Source organism: Lacrimispora struthionigena, assembly GCF_048627165.1.
GTDB lineage: Bacteria > Bacillota > Clostridia > Lachnospirales > Lachnospiraceae > Lacrimispora.
On sequence record NZ_JBMBWP010000002.1, the window covers coordinates 1,855,392 to 1,874,876 of the forward strand.

At 43.3% G+C, this 19,485-nt stretch carries 19 protein-coding genes; 5 read left to right on the top strand and 14 right to left on the bottom strand.

From position 1 onward, the window contains the following. Positions 1–96: 96 nt before the first annotated feature. Positions 97–1,518 carry a PspC-like choline-binding domain-containing protein gene (locus tag ACOAOT_RS17710; RefSeq protein WP_420218196.1) on the top strand — a complete coding sequence of 474 codons (1,422 nt, stop codon included), beginning with the start codon at positions 97–99 and terminating at the stop codon, positions 1,516–1,518. A gap of 67 nt (positions 1,519–1,585) precedes the next feature. Here ACOAOT_RS17710 and ACOAOT_RS17715 read toward each other — a convergent pair whose 3' ends face one another. Genes ACOAOT_RS17715 through ACOAOT_RS17725 form a run of 3 tightly spaced genes read right to left on the bottom strand, consistent with a single transcriptional unit; the run spans position 1,586 to position 5,102 of the window. Beyond that, entirely contained in the window at positions 1,586–3,856 is a 2,271-nt protein-coding gene (locus ACOAOT_RS17715; protein ID WP_420219447.1) for a xanthine dehydrogenase family protein molybdopterin-binding subunit, read from the bottom strand. Position 3,857: 1 nt separating this feature from the next. Further along, the gene (locus tag ACOAOT_RS17720; protein WP_420218197.1) at positions 3,858–4,325 is read right to left on the bottom strand and encodes a (2Fe-2S)-binding protein; all 468 of its coding nucleotides are present in this window, start codon (positions 4,323–4,325) and stop codon (positions 3,858–3,860) included. After that, positions 4,326–5,102 carry an FAD binding domain-containing protein gene (locus ACOAOT_RS17725; RefSeq protein WP_420218198.1) on the bottom strand — a complete coding sequence of 259 codons (777 nt, stop codon included), beginning with the start codon at positions 5,100–5,102 and terminating at the stop codon, positions 4,326–4,328. A 210-nt stretch (positions 5,103–5,312) separates the two neighbouring features. On the opposite strand from ACOAOT_RS17725, the gene ACOAOT_RS17730 reads away from it, so the two are divergent. Both ACOAOT_RS17730 and ACOAOT_RS17735 read left to right on the top strand, forming a co-directional pair. After that, positions 5,313–6,251 (top strand): glycoside hydrolase family 43 protein, encoded by a 939-nt coding sequence (locus ACOAOT_RS17730; RefSeq protein ID WP_420218199.1) that lies wholly within the window; start codon positions 5,313–5,315, stop codon positions 6,249–6,251. A 77-nt stretch (positions 6,252–6,328) separates the two neighbouring features. Then, entirely contained in the window at positions 6,329–6,499 is a 171-nt protein-coding gene (locus ACOAOT_RS17735) for a DUF1540 domain-containing protein (protein ID WP_104438885.1), read from the top strand. Positions 6,500–6,600: 101 nt separating this feature from the next. Here the strand turns inward: ACOAOT_RS17735 and glyA are convergent, their stop codons facing one another. From glyA to ACOAOT_RS17760, 5 genes are all read right to left on the bottom strand, one after another. Further along, positions 6,601–7,851: a serine hydroxymethyltransferase gene (gene glyA, locus ACOAOT_RS17740; protein ID WP_420218200.1), complete on the bottom strand. Its 1,251-nt coding sequence runs from the start codon at positions 7,849–7,851 to the stop codon at positions 6,601–6,603. Positions 7,852–7,982: 131 nt separating this feature from the next. Continuing rightward, positions 7,983–9,695 carry a single-stranded-DNA-specific exonuclease RecJ gene (recJ, locus tag ACOAOT_RS17745; RefSeq protein WP_420218201.1) on the bottom strand — a complete coding sequence of 571 codons (1,713 nt, stop codon included), beginning with the start codon at positions 9,693–9,695 and terminating at the stop codon, positions 7,983–7,985. Continuing rightward, complete coding sequence (locus ACOAOT_RS17750) at positions 9,664–10,776, bottom strand: MCP four helix bundle domain-containing protein (RefSeq protein WP_420218202.1); 1,113 nt, start codon at positions 10,774–10,776, stop codon at positions 9,664–9,666. The genes recJ and ACOAOT_RS17750 overlap by 32 nt, the downstream gene beginning before the upstream one ends. Beyond that, the gene (locus ACOAOT_RS17755; RefSeq protein ID WP_420218203.1) at positions 10,748–11,497 is read right to left on the bottom strand and encodes a M48 family metallopeptidase; all 750 of its coding nucleotides are present in this window, start codon (positions 11,495–11,497) and stop codon (positions 10,748–10,750) included. Before ACOAOT_RS17755 ends, ACOAOT_RS17750 begins: the two co-directional genes overlap by 29 nt. Before the next feature lie 101 nt (positions 11,498–11,598). Beyond that, positions 11,599–12,252 carry a cyclic nucleotide-binding domain-containing protein gene (locus ACOAOT_RS17760; protein ID WP_420218204.1) on the bottom strand — a complete coding sequence of 218 codons (654 nt, stop codon included), beginning with the start codon at positions 12,250–12,252 and terminating at the stop codon, positions 11,599–11,601. 47 nt (positions 12,253–12,299) lie between these two features. Here ACOAOT_RS17760 and ACOAOT_RS17765 point away from each other — a divergent pair, with 47 nt between their 5' ends. Both ACOAOT_RS17765 and ACOAOT_RS17770 read left to right on the top strand, forming a co-directional pair. Continuing rightward, complete coding sequence (locus tag ACOAOT_RS17765) at positions 12,300–12,938, top strand: YczE/YyaS/YitT family protein (RefSeq protein WP_420218205.1); 639 nt, start codon at positions 12,300–12,302, stop codon at positions 12,936–12,938. Positions 12,939–12,942: 4 nt separating this feature from the next. Beyond that, entirely contained in the window at positions 12,943–13,614 is a 672-nt protein-coding gene (locus tag ACOAOT_RS17770) for a YjjG family noncanonical pyrimidine nucleotidase (RefSeq protein ID WP_420218206.1), read from the top strand. 4 nt (positions 13,615–13,618) lie between these two features. Here ACOAOT_RS17770 and ACOAOT_RS17775 read toward each other — a convergent pair whose 3' ends face one another. From ACOAOT_RS17775 to ACOAOT_RS17800, 6 genes are all read right to left on the bottom strand, one after another. Then, positions 13,619–14,464, bottom strand: a complete 846-nt coding sequence (locus ACOAOT_RS17775) for a serine hydrolase (protein WP_420218207.1) — start codon at positions 14,462–14,464, stop codon at positions 13,619–13,621. Positions 14,465–14,481: 17 nt separating this feature from the next. Continuing rightward, positions 14,482–15,375 (bottom strand): C40 family peptidase, encoded by an 894-nt coding sequence (locus ACOAOT_RS17780; RefSeq protein WP_420218208.1) that lies wholly within the window; start codon positions 15,373–15,375, stop codon positions 14,482–14,484. Between the two features lie 79 nt (positions 15,376–15,454). Beyond that, on the bottom strand, positions 15,455–16,387 hold the full coding sequence (locus tag ACOAOT_RS17785; RefSeq protein ID WP_420218209.1) for an ATP-binding cassette domain-containing protein: 933 nt from the start codon (positions 16,385–16,387) through the stop codon (positions 15,455–15,457). Further along, positions 16,387–17,439, bottom strand: coding sequence for an ABC transporter ATP-binding protein (locus ACOAOT_RS17790; RefSeq protein WP_420218210.1), 1,053 nt, complete (start codon positions 17,437–17,439; stop codon positions 16,387–16,389). The genes ACOAOT_RS17785 and ACOAOT_RS17790 overlap by 1 nt, the downstream gene beginning before the upstream one ends. Before the next feature lie 11 nt (positions 17,440–17,450). Then, positions 17,451–18,437, bottom strand: coding sequence for an ABC transporter permease (locus tag ACOAOT_RS17795; RefSeq protein ID WP_420218211.1), 987 nt, complete (start codon positions 18,435–18,437; stop codon positions 17,451–17,453). Continuing rightward, complete coding sequence (locus ACOAOT_RS17800; protein ID WP_420218212.1) at positions 18,434–19,375, bottom strand: ABC transporter permease; 942 nt, start codon at positions 19,373–19,375, stop codon at positions 18,434–18,436. The genes ACOAOT_RS17795 and ACOAOT_RS17800 overlap by 4 nt, the downstream gene beginning before the upstream one ends. Between the last annotated feature and the right edge of the window lie 110 nt (positions 19,376–19,485).

Here is a 19,485-nt window from a genome sequence, read left to right on the forward strand (position 1 = left end):
AGGAGAAATGAACACCCTGACAGGAGATACAAACATCCTGGGGGTATCCCTATATGCCCAAAAACCATGGGCGGGAGAGATGAAAGGAGAATTATTATGAAGAAACAGAAACTGAAATGGCTGATTCCCTGCGCTGCAGCGATTTTTACCATAGGTGCCTCCATGACATCCTTTGCAGCACAAGGTTGGTCCGAAGAAAACGGCAGCTGGGTCTACTATGACAAAAGTGGTGATATGACTACAGAGGCCTGGAGAAAATCAGGAGATAACTGGTTTTACTTAGATTCTGATGGACAGCTTGCTACAAACCAGATCATTGAAACAGACGATAATTACTATTATGTAAACTCTGTTGGTGCTATGGTTACTGACGAATGGAGAGAGGTTGCTTCTGACAGTGACGACGAAGATGCGGCAGATACCAACTGGTACTATTTTGGCAGCAACGGTAAAGCATATAAGGCATCTACCAACGGTAAAACTAATTTTAAATCTATAAAAATTGCAAATGGAGAAACTCACTCCTACGCATTCGATACAGAAGGAAAGATGCTGTACGGCTGGCTTGATGATGCTTCTACCCGTGTTACTGGGGATGATGCATGGAAAGAGGGCGTATATTACTGTGGCGATGCTTCTGACGGTGCCCGCGTAGATGGCTGGAAATCCCTTGAAGTGGAAGACGATACAGATAAGGATGACAATTTTAATGGTTCTTACTGGTTCTACTTTGGTTCAAACGGTAAGAAGACCACTGATACAACCAAAACCATTAACGGCAAAAAATATCGCTTTAATGAATATGGTGCTGCAAAATATGACTGGTACGAGGCTACCCCTGCTTCTACCTCCACAGCTAGTTCTTCTAACCAGTTTTATAATCTTCCGGAAGAATGCTGGCAGGCAAAGGGCTGGTTCAAGGCAGTTCCAAGCGAAGAACTTGATGCAAAAGCTCATGATGATGATACCCAGTACTGGTTCTATGCAAACAGTGATGGCAATCTTGTAAAGAGCCAGATTAAGACCATTGACGGCATTCGTTATGCATTCAATGAAATGGGCGAAATGCTTCACGGACTTTATAAGCTTAACGTAACTGGCAATGTGATTGATTCTTATGATGAAATCGAGACAGAAAGCGAGCTTCCTGGAACAGATGATACAGGTCTGGTTTACTACTTTGGAAATTCACCAAAGGAAGGCGCTATGGCTACAGGTAAAACTACCATTGATTTAGACGGAGAAACCTATACCTTCAACTTCCGCAAATCCGGAAGCAACAAGGGCGCAGGTTACAACGGCATCACTGATGACAGCATTTACATTCAGGGTCGTCTCTTAAAAGCTGATAAGGATGAGAAATACAAAGTAGTTGAATTCAACGGCAAAGAATACTTAATCAGCACCTCTGGTAAGCTTGCAAAGAGCAAAACCAATGTAAAAGACGGTGATGAGAAATATTACAACACCAACAGTGACGGAACAATCAAAGCATCCGGTTACGACAAATTAAAATAATGACTCAATAACAGGAACGGCTGCACAGAATGGATTCTCCATCTTGTGCAGCCGTTTCTTAATATTACTATATCATCTCCCGATATACTTTCTCCGCTGTAATGGGAAGTTCCCTGACTCTGGCCCCCACTGCACTTGCTATGGCATCTGCAATGGCGGGAGAAGGCGTGTTAATTACAATCTCTCCAATGGACTTGGCGCCAAATGGTCCTGTGGGTTCATAGCTGCTTTCAAACTCCACCCGGATATTTCCCACATCCAGTCTGGAAGGCAGTTTATATTGCATAAATGAATTCTGTATCATCTGACCTTTATCCGTATAAGTGATATCCTCATAAAGCGCCATACCGATTCCCTGGGCCAGACCGCCCTCTGTCTGAATTCTGGCCAGATTGGGGTTAATGGTTGTTCCACAGTCTACAACTGCCACATAATCAATAAGCTCTGCCTCACCGGTCTCTTTATCTACCTCAACTTCTGCCATCCCTACCATAAATGGCGGGGGCGAAACAGGGGAGGTATGGGAGGCACCAGCGGAAAGCATATTATTATTGGAGCACATGACCTTATTTCCAATATCCTTTAATGATATCTCCAGACCGCCTGCCGGCTGCCATACCCTGCTTCCGTCAAACTCCAGTGTGTCTTTGTCACAGGATAAATATTCTGCCCCTTTATCCAGTATCTTATCACGCATCTCACCACAGGCCTTAACCACAGCCATGCCGGTTAAATACATGGTACTGGAAGCATAGGAACCGGAATCATAGGGCGATACATCCGTATCCGTTCCATGGACCACGATCTGATCTAAGTCGCACTCCAGACAATCCGATGCAACCTGGGCAAGTGTGGTATCACAGCCAGTTCCCATATCAGAAGCACCGATCATAAGCGTATAAAACCCGTCATCATTAAGCCGAAGCTCAACGGAGGCCACGTCCACTCCTGATATGGCAGAGCCCTGCATCGCCATGGCAACACCGACCCCACGGACTTTCCCGTTTCCCATATCAACTGACGGGTATTTCTTATCCCACTCTATCATTTCCTTCGCGCGGGCCATACAGCGGTCAAGTGCACAGCTATTTAGAGTTTCTCCATAGTAAGCCGGCATAATATCACCTTCTCTTACCATGTTTAATTCTCTTATCTTCACCTTATCCATCCCGATTTTCTCTGCAAGCTCATTGATGGCAGATTCCACTGCAAAGATTCCCTGAGTGGCCCCGTAGCCCCTGTAGGCGCCGGCCGACATACAATTGGTATAAACCACATCATAAGCGAACCGAAATGCCTTTGGGGTTCTGTACAGGGGGATAGACTTATGTCCTGATAATCCTACAGTTGTAGGGCCGTGTTCCCCATACGCTCCTGTATTGGATAATGTGTATACATCAATTGCCTGAAGAATTCCGTTTTTATCCGATCCGACCCGGACCCGGATTTCCATCTCATGACGGGGTGATGAAGCGATCTGGGACTCATATCTGCTGTAAATGATTTTAGCCGCCCTGCCGGTTTTCATGGTAACAATTGCCGGATAAACCTCTGCCACTACCGTCTGTTTGGCTCCAAACCCTCCTCCAATTCTGGGCTTGATCACCCGAATCCGTGACTTTGGAATATCCAGTGCGTGAGCCAGAATTCTTCTCACATGAAAGGTGACCTGAGTGGAAGCTACCATATTCAGTCTTCCATAGGCGTCCAGATAGGAGTAGGCCCGGAATGTTTCCATCATGGCCTGCTGGTTTGCTTTTGTATGATATACCTGCTCTACCACATAATCGCACTGCTCCAGCAATCCATCCACGTCTCCATGCTCTTCTCCTCCGCAGGCGCATAAATTACGGCGATTATCAGCCCCAACCGGGCAAAGGCTTTCCCAATTATCCTCCGGATGGATGAGAACCTGATGATCCTTTGCCTTTCTAAAATCAAGAACTGGCTCTAAAACCTCATAGTCCACCTTAATAAGCCGCATTGCATGATCAACTGCTTCTTCGGTTTCTCCTGCAACAATTGCAGCAGCATCCCCAACGAAACGCATTCTGTCTTCTAAAATCAGCCTGTCATAGGGGCTTGGTTCCGGATAGGTCTGACCGGCCATGGTAAACCGTCTATTCGGCACATCCTGATATGTGAGAATGCAGACGATCCCATCTACCTTTTTTGCCTTTTCTGTATCAATCTTCCTTATTAAGGCATGGGCATGAGGACTTCTTAACACCTTAACGATCAGACAGTCAACCGGCGCCAGATCGTCTGTAAAAACAGGCTTTCCAGTCACCAATGCTTTCGCATCCTTCTTTTGGACAGAAGTATTCACGGTGCGCATTTTAACATTCATTCCTGTTTTCTCCTCTGCTTAAATATTTTTTTACAGCACGAAGCTGCCCCATATATCCACTGCAGCGGCAAAGATTGCCTGCCAGATACTCTTTGACATTCTCTTCATCATAAGAATCCAGTTCTTTTTCCATAGCAAGTACATTCATAATCAGTCCCGGACTGCAAAAACCGCATTGCTCAGCCCCTTCCGCTGCAAGGAAAGAACCAAATTCCTCCGCTTCCTTTTGAGCGCCCTCCAGTGTTACCACGTCACAGCCATCCGCCCTGGCTGCAAGATAGGAACAGGATAGCCTTGAGACTCCGTTGACAAGAACGGTGCACAGCCCGCAGTTTTCCGTCTCGCAACCGCATTTCACACTGTAACAGCCTTTTCTTCTTAACAGGTGGAACAGAGTTTCATCGTCGCCCGTCTCCTCATAAATGAGTCTTCCGTTTAATGTAAATTCAATCTGCATTTACCCTTCCTCCCGGTCCAGTGCCATGAAAAGACGTTTTACATATACCGCAGTGAGATGCTTCCTGTACTCTGCACTGCCTCGAAAATTGGTGCCATAACGAAAACGGTCTGCTGCCAGTGCCGCCAGCTCCTTTACATCTTCCCCTTCTTTGCGGCTTATGACAGCAAGCTCTGCCTTTGCTGGCCTTGCTCCCACTGATATGTAATAAGTATCATTGGTTGCTGACACACAGCATGCGATAAGAGGGAAATCCGTTCTGGTCATTCGGGAAGAAGCATAGAATGCCCTTCTGCCGTCCTTTTTAATCCGGATTCTGACCAGAATATCCCGGTTAAATTTCTGACTGCAAAATTCCTCAAGTGGAATCATTCCTCCCTTATAGAGTTCTACATAAGTATCCAGTGCCAGCATGCAGGTAAGAATGTCAGAAAATCCAAATCTGCCAAATATGCTTCCGCCCACCGTTGCTCCATTGCGAAACTGAACGCCTACGATGGAGCGGGCGCATTCCTTAAATAAACCTTTAAAATAACCATCAAGTCCCTTGTGTGTTTCCAGCTGGCGCAGTGTACACATGGCTCCAATTATAAACTCTTTATCCGTTTCTTCGATTCCGTCAAGTCCAAGACCGGATAAATCCACCAGAGTCATTTTTATCCTGTTCTGAACCTTCAGCCACATCATTCCTGCACCGATTACACTGCTTTTTTTCTGGTTCAGATCATAAGCTTCTTGAAGGCTTTCTGCTCTTACGTAATTTTTAAATCTGATCACTTCAATTATCCTCCTGCATAGAACTGGATCTATCAGTAAATGCCGCCCATATTAATAAGTATTAGTTATAATTGACAATATATTTATTAAAAACCCAAAAAAGTATAACATACTCACACCTGATTTGACAATATTATTTTCCTGGAACAACAACTTGTCCCATCTGCCATCAAGTGATAAGATGGAAAAAAAGCAGAAAGGACGTGTACGATGCAGTCATATCTATTTGTTCATTTTAAAGAAAAGGAAGATCCCGATGGAGAAGCCGTCTATTTTTCCATCAGCAAAGATGGATTTCACTGGCAGGAAATAAACGGAGGCAATCCCATTCTTACCAGTGATATTGGAGAACAGGGTGTGCGGGATTTTACTATTTGCCGCACAAAAGAAGGAATTTATTACATACTGGCCACAGATTTAAGCCTTGCAAGAAATTTTAAGACAAAGTATAAAGGGAGCTGGGATAATGTAAGCAGGGAGGGCAGCAGGAATCTGGTTCTGTGGGAATCTCCCGATCTGATTCACTGGTCCGCCCCACGGCTGATTTCCTTTGGAAGTGATCCCTTTGGATGTGTCTGGGCTCCAGACATTATTTTTGACAGTGAAACAGGTGATTATCTGATTCACTGGTCTTCTTCCCACCCTTCCAACAACTATGGAAATAAAAAAATTTATTACAGCAGAACTAAAGATTTTAAATCATTTACCAGCCCCAGAGTACTATATGAAAAAGAAGACAGTGATATTATTGATTCTGCTTTATATAAAGATGGTGAAACTTTCTATCTCTTTGTTAAAAGTAATCCCAATCCTGCTGCCATATTACTGCTTCAGTCACAATGTATTACCGGTCCATTTTCTATCATTCCTAGGTTCAGCGAAGAGATGAAAAAACTGGAACAGGGACAATACGAGGCCCCTACCGCTTTTCGGACAGAAGATGGACGCTGGTGCCTGTTTTTGGATTACTATGGTACAAAAATAAAAGAGAAACAGGGATACGTTCCCTTTATCGCTGAAGATATTTCTTCCGGTAATTTTATCCGTTCCGACAGATCCTTCTCCTTTCCTTATGGATTCAAGCACGGAACTGTTTTAACAATTAACCAGGAAGAATATAACCGATTGGACTCTGCTCATTTTATTTAAGAAAAATTTGGCATAATAAATCAGCCAAAAACGCTTACAATAATAGATGCAACAAACAATAAAGGAGGGTCAAATCGATGTTAGTAAACGGAAAAAATGAATGTATCCAATGTACTATTGACAATTGCGCTTACCATGCCAAAAGTGTTGACTACTGCACACTGGAGAAAATCAAAGTAGGAACCCATGAGCAGAACCCTACAAAAAAAGAATGCACAGACTGCGAATCTTTTAAAAACCAGGCATAAAAGCCAAATCTAATTTCCTCCTGACATGCAGAAAAGAGTGAATTCCTTCCTGCATATGAAAAAAGCTGCTGCACCGAAACGTGCAGCAGCTTTCTGTTTCATTAATTATTATAAATCGGATACTTATCGCAGATTTTTGTTACCTCAGCTCTGATGTAATCGGCCTTATGATCAAAATCAGTTGCCACAAGCCAGATGCATTCTGCAATCTTTTCCATATCTTCTTCCTTTAATCCTCTGGAAGTAACCGCCGGAGTACCAACCCGGACACCGGAAGTAACAAAGGGGCTTCTTGGATCATTTGGAACTGCATTCTTATTGAGGGTAATAAATACCTCATCGCAGCGGTTTTGAAGCTCTTTTCCAGTAACTTCCATCCCTCTTAAATCAATCAGCATCAGATGGTTGTCTGTGCCGTCGGTAAGAATATGAAATCCCTGTTTAACCAGTGCAGCAGCAAGCGCCTTGGCATTCTTAACTACCTGCTCCTGATAGGTCTTAAACTCAGGCTTTAACGCTTCTCCAAAGCATACTGCCTTTCCAGCAATTACATGCTCTAACGGACCACCCTGAGTTCCCGGGAAAATTGCTTTATTAAAATTAAACTTATCAGCAGCCTCCTGGTTTGCCAGGATCATACCGCCTCTTGGCCCTCTTAAGGTCTTATGAGTTGTGGTGGTAACCACATCTGCATAAGGAATGGGGCTTTCATGAATTCCAGCTGCGACCAGACCTGCAATGTGAGCCATATCCACCATTAAGTAGGCTCCCACCTTATCTGCCACTTCTCTAAACCGCTTAAAGTCGATGGCTCTGCCATAAGCACTTGCACCTGCTACAATGAGTTTAGGCTTATGCTCAACTGCCAGACGCTCCATCTCATCATAATCAAGGAATCCGTCATCATTGACTCCGTAAGGAACGATATTAAAATAAAGACCGGAAAAGTTTACTGGGCTTCCATGAGTTAAATGACCTCCATGATTTAAATTCATTCCCATAACGGTATCGCCTGGATTTAACATGGCAAGAAATACCGCCATATTGGCCTGGGCTCCTGAATGGGGCTGAACATTGGCATAATCACAGCCGAACAGTTTTTTTGCACGTTCAATGGCGATGTTTTCCACAACATCCACCTCTTCACATCCGCCGTAATAACGCTTTCCAGGGTAACCTTCCGCATATTTATTGGTAAGCACAGTTCCCATAGCCATCATAACCGGTTCTGAAACAATGTTTTCGGATGCGATTAATTCCAGATTTCTTCGCTGACGTGCGCATTCTTTTTCGATGGCTTCTCCTACTTCCTTGTCAAAGCCGGTGATAAACTTCATTACTTCATTTACCATGTCCATTCCCTCACTTTTCCTTTTGAATCGTTACTCTTTAGCATTTTGGTAGATTATATAGCAAACTTCCTTAAAATGTCAAGGCTTTCTCATCTTCTGCGTGCTGAACCTTAATTCTCCCTGTTGTCTGATCAGCTTAAAATCCGGTAATTTTTTATCACAATCTGAAGGGATTTATTTCCATTGTATTCATTTACTGCCGGATAATACACCACGTCCAGCTGGCGATGATTTCCCAGTTCTTCTACAAATAAATCTCCGTCTTCAAACAAAAGCCCATCCATAGGAGTACCGTTTTTTGTTACCAGTGAAAATTTGACCACATTCCGGTTTTTACCCAGTACGCGTACACTGCGGATGGACAAATCCTTTTGTGCAAACAGGGGTTTTTCGTTCCCCTGCCCATAGGGTTCCAGTAAATCCAGTTCCTCAATCAAAGGCTCACTTATGTACTCCAGAGGCATGGGAACATCAATCCATACCTTCTTAACAAAATCCTCTTCTGATAACTCTGCTTTTTCATTCAGAGCTCTGCGTAATTCATCAACGTTTTCCTTTAACAGAGACAGCCCTGCTGCCATTGGGTGACCACCGAATTTCAGCAGAAGTTCCTTTACCTCCACCAGAGCATCAAACATATGGTAAGACTCAATGGATCGTCCGGAACCCTTCACATGCTCCTCCCCATCCGTCAGTACAAATGCCGGTTTCTGAAAACGCTCTCTTAATCTGCCAGCTATGATTCCAGCAAGTGACTCATGGCAATCCGGCAGATATACCACCAGAACCTTATCCCTTGAAAAATGTTCTTCTACCAGCTTTACCGCTTCGTCTGTTCCCGATTTCGTCATATCCTTCCTCTGGTCATTAAGATCCTTTAATTCAACCGCCATTCTGTCTGCTTCTTCCTCTTCCTGGCATAATAGCAGAGAAAGAGCCAGCTTGGCAGTCACCAGACGTCCGCCTGCATTTAAACAAGGGCCGATGACAAATCCTATCTGATATGCCGTGATATGATCCTTATCTAAATTATTCTTCTCAATAAGTTTTAAAAGCCCCAGACTTTTGGTATTCCCAATGCGCTTTAAACCTTCTTTCACGATAATCCGGTTCTCGTCCTGCAGCTTCATCACATCTCCAACGGTGGCTATGGCAGCAAATTCCACCATATCAAAAGATTTCTCTTTTGGAATTCCAAACGTCTCATACAAAGCCTGTACCAGCTTAAAGGCCACCATAGCACCGCAAATCTCAGGAAACGGATACCTGCAGGCTTCCTGCTTGGGATTAACAATCGCATCACCCGGTGGCAGCATCTCCTGCCCATCCTCTTTGCGAATATCATGATGATCTGTTATAATCACTGTCATTCCAAGTTCTTTGGCAAGACTGATTTGTTCCACTGCGGCGATTCCATTATCACAGGTCACAATTGTATCAATGCCATCCTCATAAGCTGCCCTGATGATAGATTCATTAATTCCATATCCATCCTTAATTCTGTCCGGAATTTCATAATCCACAACTGCACCTGTCTCTTTCAGTGCCTGAAACAAAAGATATGTAGAACAGACCCCGTCAATATCATAATCTCCTACGATCCGGATCGGTTTTAACTGTTGTATCTTTTCTTTTAAAATCAATATGGCACGATCCATATCTTTCAGCAGACAGGGGCTGTATAGATCACCCAGCCCTCCTCTTAAATACTTTTCCACGGCTTCCCGCCCTAATACTTCCCGGTTTCTGATAATTCTTGCCGTTACCGGTGATATATGATGAAACTTTGCAATTTCATCAAAATCAGCCCGTTTAGTCTGAAGCATCCACTTCTCTGCTGCCATCTTTCTTGATCTCCTTAACTACACTCTTTTGTACTGTCTCTTCTTTTGTGCCTTTTATCTCTCTCAATTTCCTGGCTCTTGTTATTACCCGAATTCTTTTATTCCCTGTTTCCTGCTCCTCCTGGAATCCTTCTTTCCGCCTTTTTGCAGCAGACAAACGGTTCATAAGGCTTGTAATGGAATAAAGAATAGGAGCAAAGTCCCCCCGGTAAGCTTTTTCACAGGTGGATTTCACCTCAAAGTTCTCACTTCCTATTTCCTGAAATAAATATTTTTCATCATCAATAATATGCTTTAACCGGTCAATCAATTCATTGACAGAATTGGTCAGGATGCCGATCTCATCCCTGGACCGGTAGGTTAAATAGACCCCCAGATCTCCGTTTGCCACTCTTCTGGTTCCTTCCACAAGATCCTTTACCGGTTTATCAATGGCAATGATTATATAAATTACAAGGAGTGAAATTAAAAATCCCACCACACCAACGCTGATCACCTTCATCCTTGCCAGACGCATATACAAATGATCCCCTTCAATGCTGGCTGCTTCCGATCCTTTTCTATTATAATCCACAACCTCCAAAAACCCATCGCTTGCCTCATCAAACAGCTCTCTGGATTCTCCCATAATGATATTAAATGCTTCACTGGAGTTATTTTCCCGGCTGACGGCAAGAAGGCGATAGCTGCATTCCAAATACTTCCTCCAGTTATCTTTGGCCTCATTCATTAACTTGCGGTCTGATTCATCCGTAATATAAAGTTCATACCGGGCAAAAGACCGGTCTATCTCAGTTCTGATGCCATCCATCTCCCGCTCCAGCTGAGATTTGTCAACCCCGCTTGAAGTGACCACATGGTTATATTCCTTAATACGGTAATCGGCTGTCTTCGTGTTTAACTCTTCTGCAATGATAATTGCAGGCACCCATGACTGGGAAATCACCGTACTGGCCTCATTGATCTTGCTGGCTGTAATAACAGATTCTGTTCCAATAAATATTAATCCCAAAATACTGATTGCTCCCAGCAAAATGAGTTTTGTTTTAATTTTAATATTTCTGATAGATGTCACTTTCATATTCCCTTAATCTCTTCCTCCTGGACCGGTAATCCGGTATTTCCTTTTCTACAGTTGACCAGAATGCTTTTGAATGATTCATATAAGACCGATGAGCCAGTTCATGTACTACCACATAATCAGCCAGATCTTCCGGCAGCAGCACAAGTCTCCAGTTAAAGTTTAGGTTTCCCTTTCCGCTGCAGCTGCCCCATCTGGTGGCCTGATCCCGAATGGCAATTCTGCCGTAATCCGTGTTCATAATTTGTGCCCACACAGCAGTTTTCTCCTCCAGATACTGCCTTGCACGCTGCCTGTACCAGTTCTTAATCACTGTTTTGACTGTATCCTCTCCATCTATGGGACCAGTGAGTGTCAATTCTTCTGAAGATTCCTTTATTAAAATTCCCTTTCTCCTTACATCATGCAGGATACGAATGATGCGCTTTTCACCAAATAACAGCAGTTCACTCCCCTCAGCCCATGAAAACTGATTTAATACTGGCCGGGACCTGATTTTTAAAACTGCCTCATACACCCATCTGCTGTTTTTTAAAACCAGCTCATGCCCCAAACGGTAAGATACAGTGAGAGGAAGTCTTACGATCACTTCCCCTGTTTTTGAGACCTGGAGCGCCATGGTTCTCCTCTTGGATTTTACAATCTTATAGTTTAAGATAGTTCCATCTTCAAAGGGCAGAATACCTGTGTTCCTTCTGTCTTCATTATGTTCCTCTTCCATATATACGATTCCAATCTCTTATTTTCTTTTTCCTCATTCTAAAAGAAACCCGTACCCTTAATTATATCGAAAAATAGAAAAGAAACAATAGTAATTATGGATTATTCAGAGCGTTCCGCAATCTCCTGCAGTCTCTTATAATCAGCGATAAAATACCCTTTTTCTTTTTTCATAATTCCCTCATCACAAAATTTCTTCATAACAAACAGTATATGGCGGTAGCTGACATTCATATACTCAGAGACATCCGTATGGGAAATCCCATACAATCCCTGTTTGTGATGGGTCAGTATAAAGGAGGCAAGTCTTTTTTCCAGAGAATAATTAAGATATTCACTAAGCCGGAAACTTCTGGCCATCAGTTTGCTGGAAATATAGGATGCGAAATAGAAAGAAACCTCAGCGTCCTTTTTACACATATCTCTAATGACTTCCAAATCAAACTCCAGGCAGCAGATGTCATCCACCACTTTATTTTCTTTTGTGAAGTCTTCATTACAGAAAATAGAAAGTTCCCCCAGCCAGTCCTCTCTTCCTGCAAAATCAAGAATGGAGCGGCGGCCGTTTTCATGATCAATATATATTTTTACTGCACCCGAGCAGATATAATAACAGTGGGAAATGGACTCCCCCACCTTAAAAATATTGCTGCCCTTAGGGAAGCGTTTCTCCTGCCCCATTTTTATTAAATGATCCGGAATCTCACACGTTATAAACTGTTTCATCATAATTTCCTCTGATATGATAAATCTCATAGTAGGTTATCCAGAAACTATGGTATCATATTCCTGAGGTGAAAACAATGACGAAGAAAAACACAAAATTTATCGCTTATTCCATCCTGAACTTTGTACTATTTGGATTTGGAGTATCGCTGCAGTTAAAAGCAGCCATCGGCCAGAGTATTTTAAATGCAGTGGCAGTTACACTTTCCTTTCTCATTCCATGGAAGGTTGGTACCATATTAAACCTGGTTAATACCATTTTTTTTATCAGCTATTTACTTTTAAGACGTACCAGATTAAACTATAAGGACATCATTCAGATTATCGCTACCATTGCCAATGGAATTATTATTAACTTTTTTCTCTACCAGGTTCTGTCCGGTTTTACGGCCGAAAGCTACCTTTTCAGAGTACTGCTCTATGCAACCGGTTTGATTTTCGCTTCCATAAGCCTTGGCGCTGTCCTGGCAATTGGAATTATAAAGTTCCCCTTAGAGAGTCTCTGCCTTACCATTACGGAACTTTATCACAAGAAATTTACCGCTGTGCGCATGAGCTTTGATGTGATATTTCTGGTTGCTGCCATCGCCCTTACCTTATGGGCACATACGCCCTGGCAGATCAGGGAAGGAACCGTAATCAGTGTTCTGCTCCTTTCCCCTCTGTTAGGAATCTGCTTAAACTTCTTTAAGAAGCACTGGAATATGGAGGACTAAAAACATGTACCAAACATACTTAATCGATATTGACAACACCATTCTGGATTTTGATGCGGCAGAAGAGCGAAGCTTTCAGAATGTAATAGAATCCTACTGCCTTCCCTTTGAACGCAGCATGCTGGAAGAATATAAAAAGATAAACATGAATCTCTGGAATCTGCTGGAGCAGGAGAAGATCAGCAGGGAAGAAGTATTTCACACAAGATTTTCCCTATACTTTCAGACTCTGGAAAGAGAAATAGATGGAGTGGAGGCAGAATCCCGCTACCGAGGCTTTCTTGGCAACAGCCCGGAGCTCATCCCCCACGCAAAAGAGACGCTGACCCAGCTAAAAAGCATGGGGAAAAAGCTCTATACCGCTTCCAACGGCGTCTATACCACCCAGGTTACCAGACTGAATCAGGCTGGTATTTTCGACCTGTTTGACGGAATGTTTATATCGGAAAAAGTGGGAAGCGAAAAGCCATCTATCCACTTTTTTAAACACTGCTTTGATCATATTCCTGATTTCAATCAGGAAGAAACCATCATGGTGGGGGACAGTTTAAGTTCTGACATCAAGGGTGCAGTCAATGCCGGCATTGACTCCTGTCTCTTTACCCGCACAGATTCTCCTGCCAGGTCTGATGCTACTTATACCATTCATGATCTGTCCCAGCTTTTAAGCCTATAGGTCTCTACAGACAGAATCTTCCTTCCAAAGCCAGGAACTGATCCAGTACCATTTTGCTTACTCTGGCTCCGAATGTAGTGGCCGGATGAGCCGGATAATACATGGCATCGGAAAATTCTTTATGAAACATCACAATCACATACGGTCCATATGGAGTAAATACGATGCCTCCGTCGTTGCGGCAGGCATCCATGCTCCCGCTTTTTGAAGCCACAGAAATCAGTATTTCATCTGTATTGTCACTGTCCATATAGACCGGTGGAAAATCTTTTGTAATCATACTGTTGTAATGCTGCTTTTTCAATATTTCAAGCATTGCCCTATCTGCTTTCTCGCTGATCAGCTCTCCCTTTACCAGCCTTGTAAACACACTGCCATAATCATTTGGTGTGCTGGTTCCCAGTTGTCGGTACCGGTCAAAGTGAATGGGATTATAAAGAATCGTATCCTTGCATCCCAGCTTTTCAATACAGCAATTAATGGTATCCAGTCCCAGATAGTCAATCATCATATTGGTAGCTATGTTATCACTTACAATAATCATAAAAACAGCCGCATCTTTTACCCTCAGTACAGCCCCTGGTTCCAGGGCTGCCAGTACGCCGCTCCCATCCACCACATGTTCCGCCTTATATTCCAAAAGATCCTCAAGGCTTTTGTTCCCTTTTTCCACTTCATCAAATAAACAGGCAAGTATAAAGGTCTTGATGGTACTGGCCGTCTCATATTTTTCATCCTGCCCCATAGTGATCACATTACCATGAAAATCATTGAGATAAATCCCCATTTTCCCGTCATAGCTCATTAATTCTGCCTGTATTCTTTTCTCTAATGTAAATCTGTTATCCATGTCATCCTCCGTTTTTATTAAAATATACTCCCCGAAGCATACCAGCTTTTGGCCAGATCATCCCGATAATCCGCTGCATCAGGATTTAAACTGTTTATGACCACTCCGCTGCTGCCAACCTTACCCGTGGAGTGAATATACGATCCATCTCCCAGGTACATGGCGATATGCCCCGGAAAATACATGAGATCCCCTGGAAGCATTTCATCCTTGGGAATTTCTTTAACCGGAAACCCTGGCTGTATTTTTGCATCCCGATATATAATAATTCCGTTCATCAGATAGCTCTGTGAAGTTAAACCAGAACAGTCAATCCCCAAAGACGTTCTGCCTCCCCACCGGTACTGGGTGCCTAAATACTCCATTGCCGTCTCAATCACTGCCAGGCGGAATTCTCTTTCGTCCACAATTTCCTTCTGTGGGAGTTGATCCGTCCACAAGCCGCTTTGAGAATATTCTTTCGGTCGCAGATACTGATTCCTCATAAAACCAATCTGCCCGTCAAATAACTCAACCATTGCCCAGCCAGGTTCCTCAGATTCAAACTCTCTCACCTTAATCAGCGCTCCTCTGGGAACACTCATGATTCTCACACCCTGGACCTTGGGAATTGACATGATATCCACTACTTCTCCATCTGTTACCATCAGACCGCCTTCTTCCCAGCTAATCAGAGAAGAAAGGCCTGTCAGTTCCACATCCTCTTTTCTTACATACCCCGGATAATGATAGGCTGTAACAACCGGATAAAATCCCTGGTCTTCCTCCCCTGTGATCCGAAGTCCCATACCGTATATCCCTTCATCTGCAATGGAAGATACCAGTTTCTTTTCCCTGTTCTCCTTTGTTTCCCCAGACCGGTCCCATATGGTAATTACCGGCTTTTTAATTACTGCAAACTGCTGCTCCATCACTGTCTCCCTTCATTCCAAAGAACCGGACCTGCAAGTCAAAGGCAGCGGATAGTTCCGCTGCCTGTCATCCGTTTCGTCAACGCTCATATAATTTCTTATATTCTTCCGCCTCTTTTTTATTCGCCAGTACATAATGTTCTTTTCTGATTTCCTGCCAGAAAGGCGGATCAGTTGTATAATCATGGCTGGACGGATCATAAACCATCAGCTTCTTCTCCTTCTCATGCTTTGGATCCGGCATGGGAATTGCTGAAAGAAGCGCCCTTGTGTAAGGGTGAATGGCATGGGTAATCAATTCCTCCGTCTCAGCCATCTCCACGATCTCTCCTTTGCGTATGACTGCAATCCGGTCAGTAATAAACCGCATAACCGATAAATCGTGGGCAATGAACAAATAAGTAATCTGACGTTCTTTTTGAATTCTGGTAAGGAGATTCAGAACCTGAGCCCGTACCGACACATCCAGGGCAGAAATCGGTTCATCCGCTATGATAAACTCCGGTTTCATAATCAGAGATCTTGCAATACCAATCCGCTGCCTCTGGCCTCCCGAAAACTCATGGGGGAAACGGCTGGCAAACTCCGGAAGGAGTCCCACATCAAGAAGTGCCTGATTCACCCGTTCTTTCCTTTCCTTCTCAGTAATCCCTTTTTCAATATTCAATAGCCCTTCGCTTACAATATAATCCACCTTGGCTCTTTCATTTAACGATGCCTGAGGATCCTGAAAAATCATCTGGATTTCCTGAATCACCTTCCGGTCCAGTTCTCCCGAAATATCTCCGTTTATTTTCTGACCCTTGTAGAGAATCTCTCCTCCTGAAGTCTTTATAATTCTCATGACAGCCCGGCCAATAGTCGTTTTTCCAGAACCGGATTCTCCCACCAGTCCAAAGGTCTCCCCTTTATAAATCTTAAAGTTTACCCCTTTTACTGCCTGGTATTTCTTTTTTCGTTCGCCGAAGGTCACTTCCAAATCCTTTACTTCCAGTAATACTTCCCGCTCCATCAGAACAGACCTCCCTCTCTGATTATTTTTAGTACAGGCGGCGGATCCGCCTTTGGTGCCCGTTCATCCAACAGCCAGGTTTTGGCCTTGTGGGTAGGGGAAATATCGAAATAAGGAGGACTCTTCACGAAATCAATCTTAAGAGCCTGAGGATTTCTGGGAGCAAACGCATCTCCCTTTATTTCTGCATAAAGATTGGGGGGTGTTCCTGCGATGGAGAATAAATTCTCACCTTTTATCCCAACCTGGGGCAAAGATGAAAGAAGCGCCCAGGTATAAGGGTGTCTTGCATCATAAAAGATATCCTCACTGGTTCCAATCTCCACGATGTCTCCGGCATACATCACAGCTACTCTGTCTGCCGTATTGGCCACTACCCCAAGATCATGAGTGATGAGAATCACAGAAAGCTTATATTTCAGCCGCAGTTCCTTAATCAGTTCCAGAATCTGAGCCTGTATGGTCACATCAAGTGCCGTTGTGGGCTCATCACAAATAAGAATCTGGGGATTGCAGGCAATTGCTATGGCAATGACCACACGCTGGCGCATACCACCTGAAAATTCATGAGGATACTGAGAAAATCGTTTCTCCGGATCCTGAATTCCCACGTCGGTCAGATACTGAAGCGTCCGTTTTTTTGCCTCAGCCCTGCTTCCCTTCTGATGCAGGAGAACCGCCTCCATAATCTGTGCACCAATGGTCTTTAATGGATTTAAGCTGGTCATTGGATCCTGCATGATCATGGCAATTTCATGTCCCCGCAGCTTTAACCAGTCTTTTTCTTTCTTAATTCCCGTTAACTCTACCGGAACCTTATCATCAGAGCCATAATAAACGGCTTTCCCGCCGCTGACACTGCCATTCTTATCTAAAAGTCCCATAAATGATTTTGTAAATACCGATTTTCCGCTTCCCGATTCTCCTACAATTGCAAGAATTTCCCCTTTATAAAGTTCCAGGGAAATCCCCCGTATGGCATGAAGCCGTTTTCCTCTCAGTTCAAAGGTAATATCTAAATCATTTACCTCTAATATCGTCTCACGTTCCATTGGCTGCCTCCTTACAAGTGATTCTTCGGATCGGCGGCATCAGAAAACGCGTTGCCGATAATGTAGAAAGAAATAGTTACAAATGAAAGAATAATGGTAGGATAAACCAGCTGATAGCGCAGCGCCGGGCTGGTAATCAGTGCTCTTCCTTCATTGATTAGGTTTCCAAGACTTGGAATATTAACCGGAAGTCCCAGGCCAATATAGGTAATAAACACTTCATTACCGATAGCAGCCGGAATGGTAAGTGCCATTCGAAGCATAATGACAGAAACCAGATAAGGCAGAAGGTTTTTCACAATAATTCTGACTGTAGGTGTTCCAAGGCACCGGCTTGCCACATTATAATCCCTGTCTCTGATAATTAGTATCTGATTGCGTATAAATCTTGCCATCTGAATCCATCCCGTAAGGCACATGGCGAATATCAGTGTTTTAACGCTGGGTTTTAATATGTAAGAGATCAAAATCAATATAATGGTATTTGGTATATTATCAATAATATTATAAATTTCAGTCAGTATAAAGTCCGCCTTTCTGACATAACCCCAGATTACCCCAACAGTAATACCGATTACCGCCTCCGCCAGTGCCACTGATAAGCCAATAAACAGCGAAGTCCTGGTTCCTGACCAGATCCTTGCCCATAAGTCCTGACCGATGGAATTGGTTCCGAGAATAAATTGTTTTCCTGGCGGAATATTGCGAAACTGCATTCCACTGGCATCATTGATAATCAGGTTTGGATCATACTGACCTGGAAGATAAGGCTGTATAAACGTAAATGCCAATAACAGCATTAACAGCACCAGTAAAGCAAAAGCAATTCTGTTTTTAAAAAAAGCGTGTAGCGTACTGTTCCAGTAAGAATAATTGCTGAACCCCGTTTTCTCTGTCTCAGCTTCATTATATCCTCCAAACGTAAACAGCTCTGCTTCTTCCATATTTTCAATTAACGCTGCTTCCTTTGTATGGCGGTAGGAAAATTGCTTCATCATCTGTCACCTGCTTTCTTTCCAAGGCTGATTCTGGGATCCAGCATAACCATCATAAGATCGCCAAGAAGCAGTCCCAGTACGCCCACACAGGCATATAAAAGTACAATCCCCTGTACCATGGCATTGTCATGCTTTTTAATTACGGTAACCAAAAGACCGCCCATTCCAGGAATGCTGTAAAGAGATTCTATGTAAATAGAACCGATCACCGTATTTAAAAATGCAGTAGGAATATACTGGGCAAGGGGAACAAAGGCATTGCGGAAAATATGTTTAAACATAACATTACCTTCTGACAGCCCTTTTGCCTTTGCCAATCTGACATAATCCTTATTGCTTTCATCAATCATATACCGTCTCAGCCACATCCCATAAAATGCAATATTTCCTAGAGACATGGAAATAACCGGCAAGATCCAGTAACTGGGATCATCGATCTGAAAGAGCAGCCCTACATGAAAGAGCTGTGTCCCATAAAGCTGAATATAAAGGAAATAGACTGCGGCCGGTACAGCCTGAATACACACAATAAAAAACGTACCTATTTTATCAAACCAACGATACTGATACCTTGCCATAAAAGCCCCCATGGGAAGTCCAACCAGAAGTGAGACAACCATGGACCAGATTCCCAGCTTAATGGATACTGGAACTTTATCCGCCAGAATATCGGATACTGGGACATTGGAACGATAAATCCTGGAAGTACCCAGATCACCATGAAGCAGTTTCTGGAAAAAATGAACAATCTGAAGTGGAAGGGGATCCGACAATCCCATCTCCTTTAAACCCACTTCGATTTGCTGAGGCGTCATTTTATCAAAGTTCTGAAAATAACCTTCAATCGGCATAAGGCGGAGAAGACAGAATACAACGGTCAGAATGATGATTAATGTAAGAAATGAACGTGCGATTCTTTTACTCAAGTATAGTAACATCAGTTTTCAGACTCCTTTGTTTTGTTTGTAAAAATACTCTCTGAAGGCGAAGTCAGATCATATCCACCTCTCCTTCAGACGGTATTTTTCCGCCGGACCAAAAGCATAGC

Bases quoted from the DNA above. Each gene is read 5' to 3' on its own strand.
- ACOAOT_RS17765 (WP_420218205.1), top strand. From the start codon at position 12,300: ATGACGAAGAAAAACACAAAATTTATCGCTTATTCCATCCTGAACTTT.
- ACOAOT_RS17780 (WP_420218208.1), bottom strand. From the start codon at position 15,375: ATGGAGCAGCAGTTTGCAGTAATTAAAAAGCCGGTAATTACCATATGG.
- ACOAOT_RS17785 (WP_420218209.1), bottom strand. From the start codon at position 16,387: ATGGAGCGGGAAGTATTACTGGAAGTAAAGGATTTGGAAGTGACCTTC.
- ACOAOT_RS17730 (WP_420218199.1), top strand. From the start codon at position 5,313: ATGCAGTCATATCTATTTGTTCATTTTAAAGAAAAGGAAGATCCCGAT.
- recJ (WP_420218201.1), bottom strand. From the start codon at position 9,695: ATGGCAGCAGAGAAGTGGATGCTTCAGACTAAACGGGCTGATTTTGAT.
- ACOAOT_RS17795 (WP_420218211.1), bottom strand. From the start codon at position 18,437: ATGATGAAGCAATTTTCCTACCGCCATACAAAGGAAGCAGCGTTAATT.
- ACOAOT_RS17710 (WP_420218196.1), top strand. From the start codon at position 97: ATGAAGAAACAGAAACTGAAATGGCTGATTCCCTGCGCTGCAGCGATT.
- glyA (WP_420218200.1), bottom strand. From the start codon at position 7,851: ATGGTAAATGAAGTAATGAAGTTTATCACCGGCTTTGACAAGGAAGTA.
- ACOAOT_RS17720 (WP_420218197.1), bottom strand. From the start codon at position 4,325: ATGCAGATTGAATTTACATTAAACGGAAGACTCATTTATGAGGAGACG.
- ACOAOT_RS17800 (WP_420218212.1), bottom strand. From the start codon at position 19,375: ATGTTACTATACTTGAGTAAAAGAATCGCACGTTCATTTCTTACATTA.
- ACOAOT_RS17735 (WP_104438885.1), top strand. From the start codon at position 6,329: ATGTTAGTAAACGGAAAAAATGAATGTATCCAATGTACTATTGACAAT.
- ACOAOT_RS17790 (WP_420218210.1), bottom strand. From the start codon at position 17,439: ATGGAACGTGAGACGATATTAGAGGTAAATGATTTAGATATTACCTTT.
- ACOAOT_RS17760 (WP_420218204.1), bottom strand. From the start codon at position 12,252: ATGAGATTTATCATATCAGAGGAAATTATGATGAAACAGTTTATAACG.
- ACOAOT_RS17775 (WP_420218207.1), bottom strand. From the start codon at position 14,464: ATGGATAACAGATTTACATTAGAGAAAAGAATACAGGCAGAATTAATG.
- ACOAOT_RS17750 (WP_420218202.1), bottom strand. From the start codon at position 10,776: ATGAAAGTGACATCTATCAGAAATATTAAAATTAAAACAAAACTCATT.
- ACOAOT_RS17755 (WP_420218203.1), bottom strand. From the start codon at position 11,497: ATGGAAGAGGAACATAATGAAGACAGAAGGAACACAGGTATTCTGCCC.
- ACOAOT_RS17770 (WP_420218206.1), top strand. From the start codon at position 12,943: ATGTACCAAACATACTTAATCGATATTGACAACACCATTCTGGATTTT.
- ACOAOT_RS17715 (WP_420219447.1), bottom strand. From the start codon at position 3,856: ATGCGCACCGTGAATACTTCTGTCCAAAAGAAGGATGCGAAAGCATTG.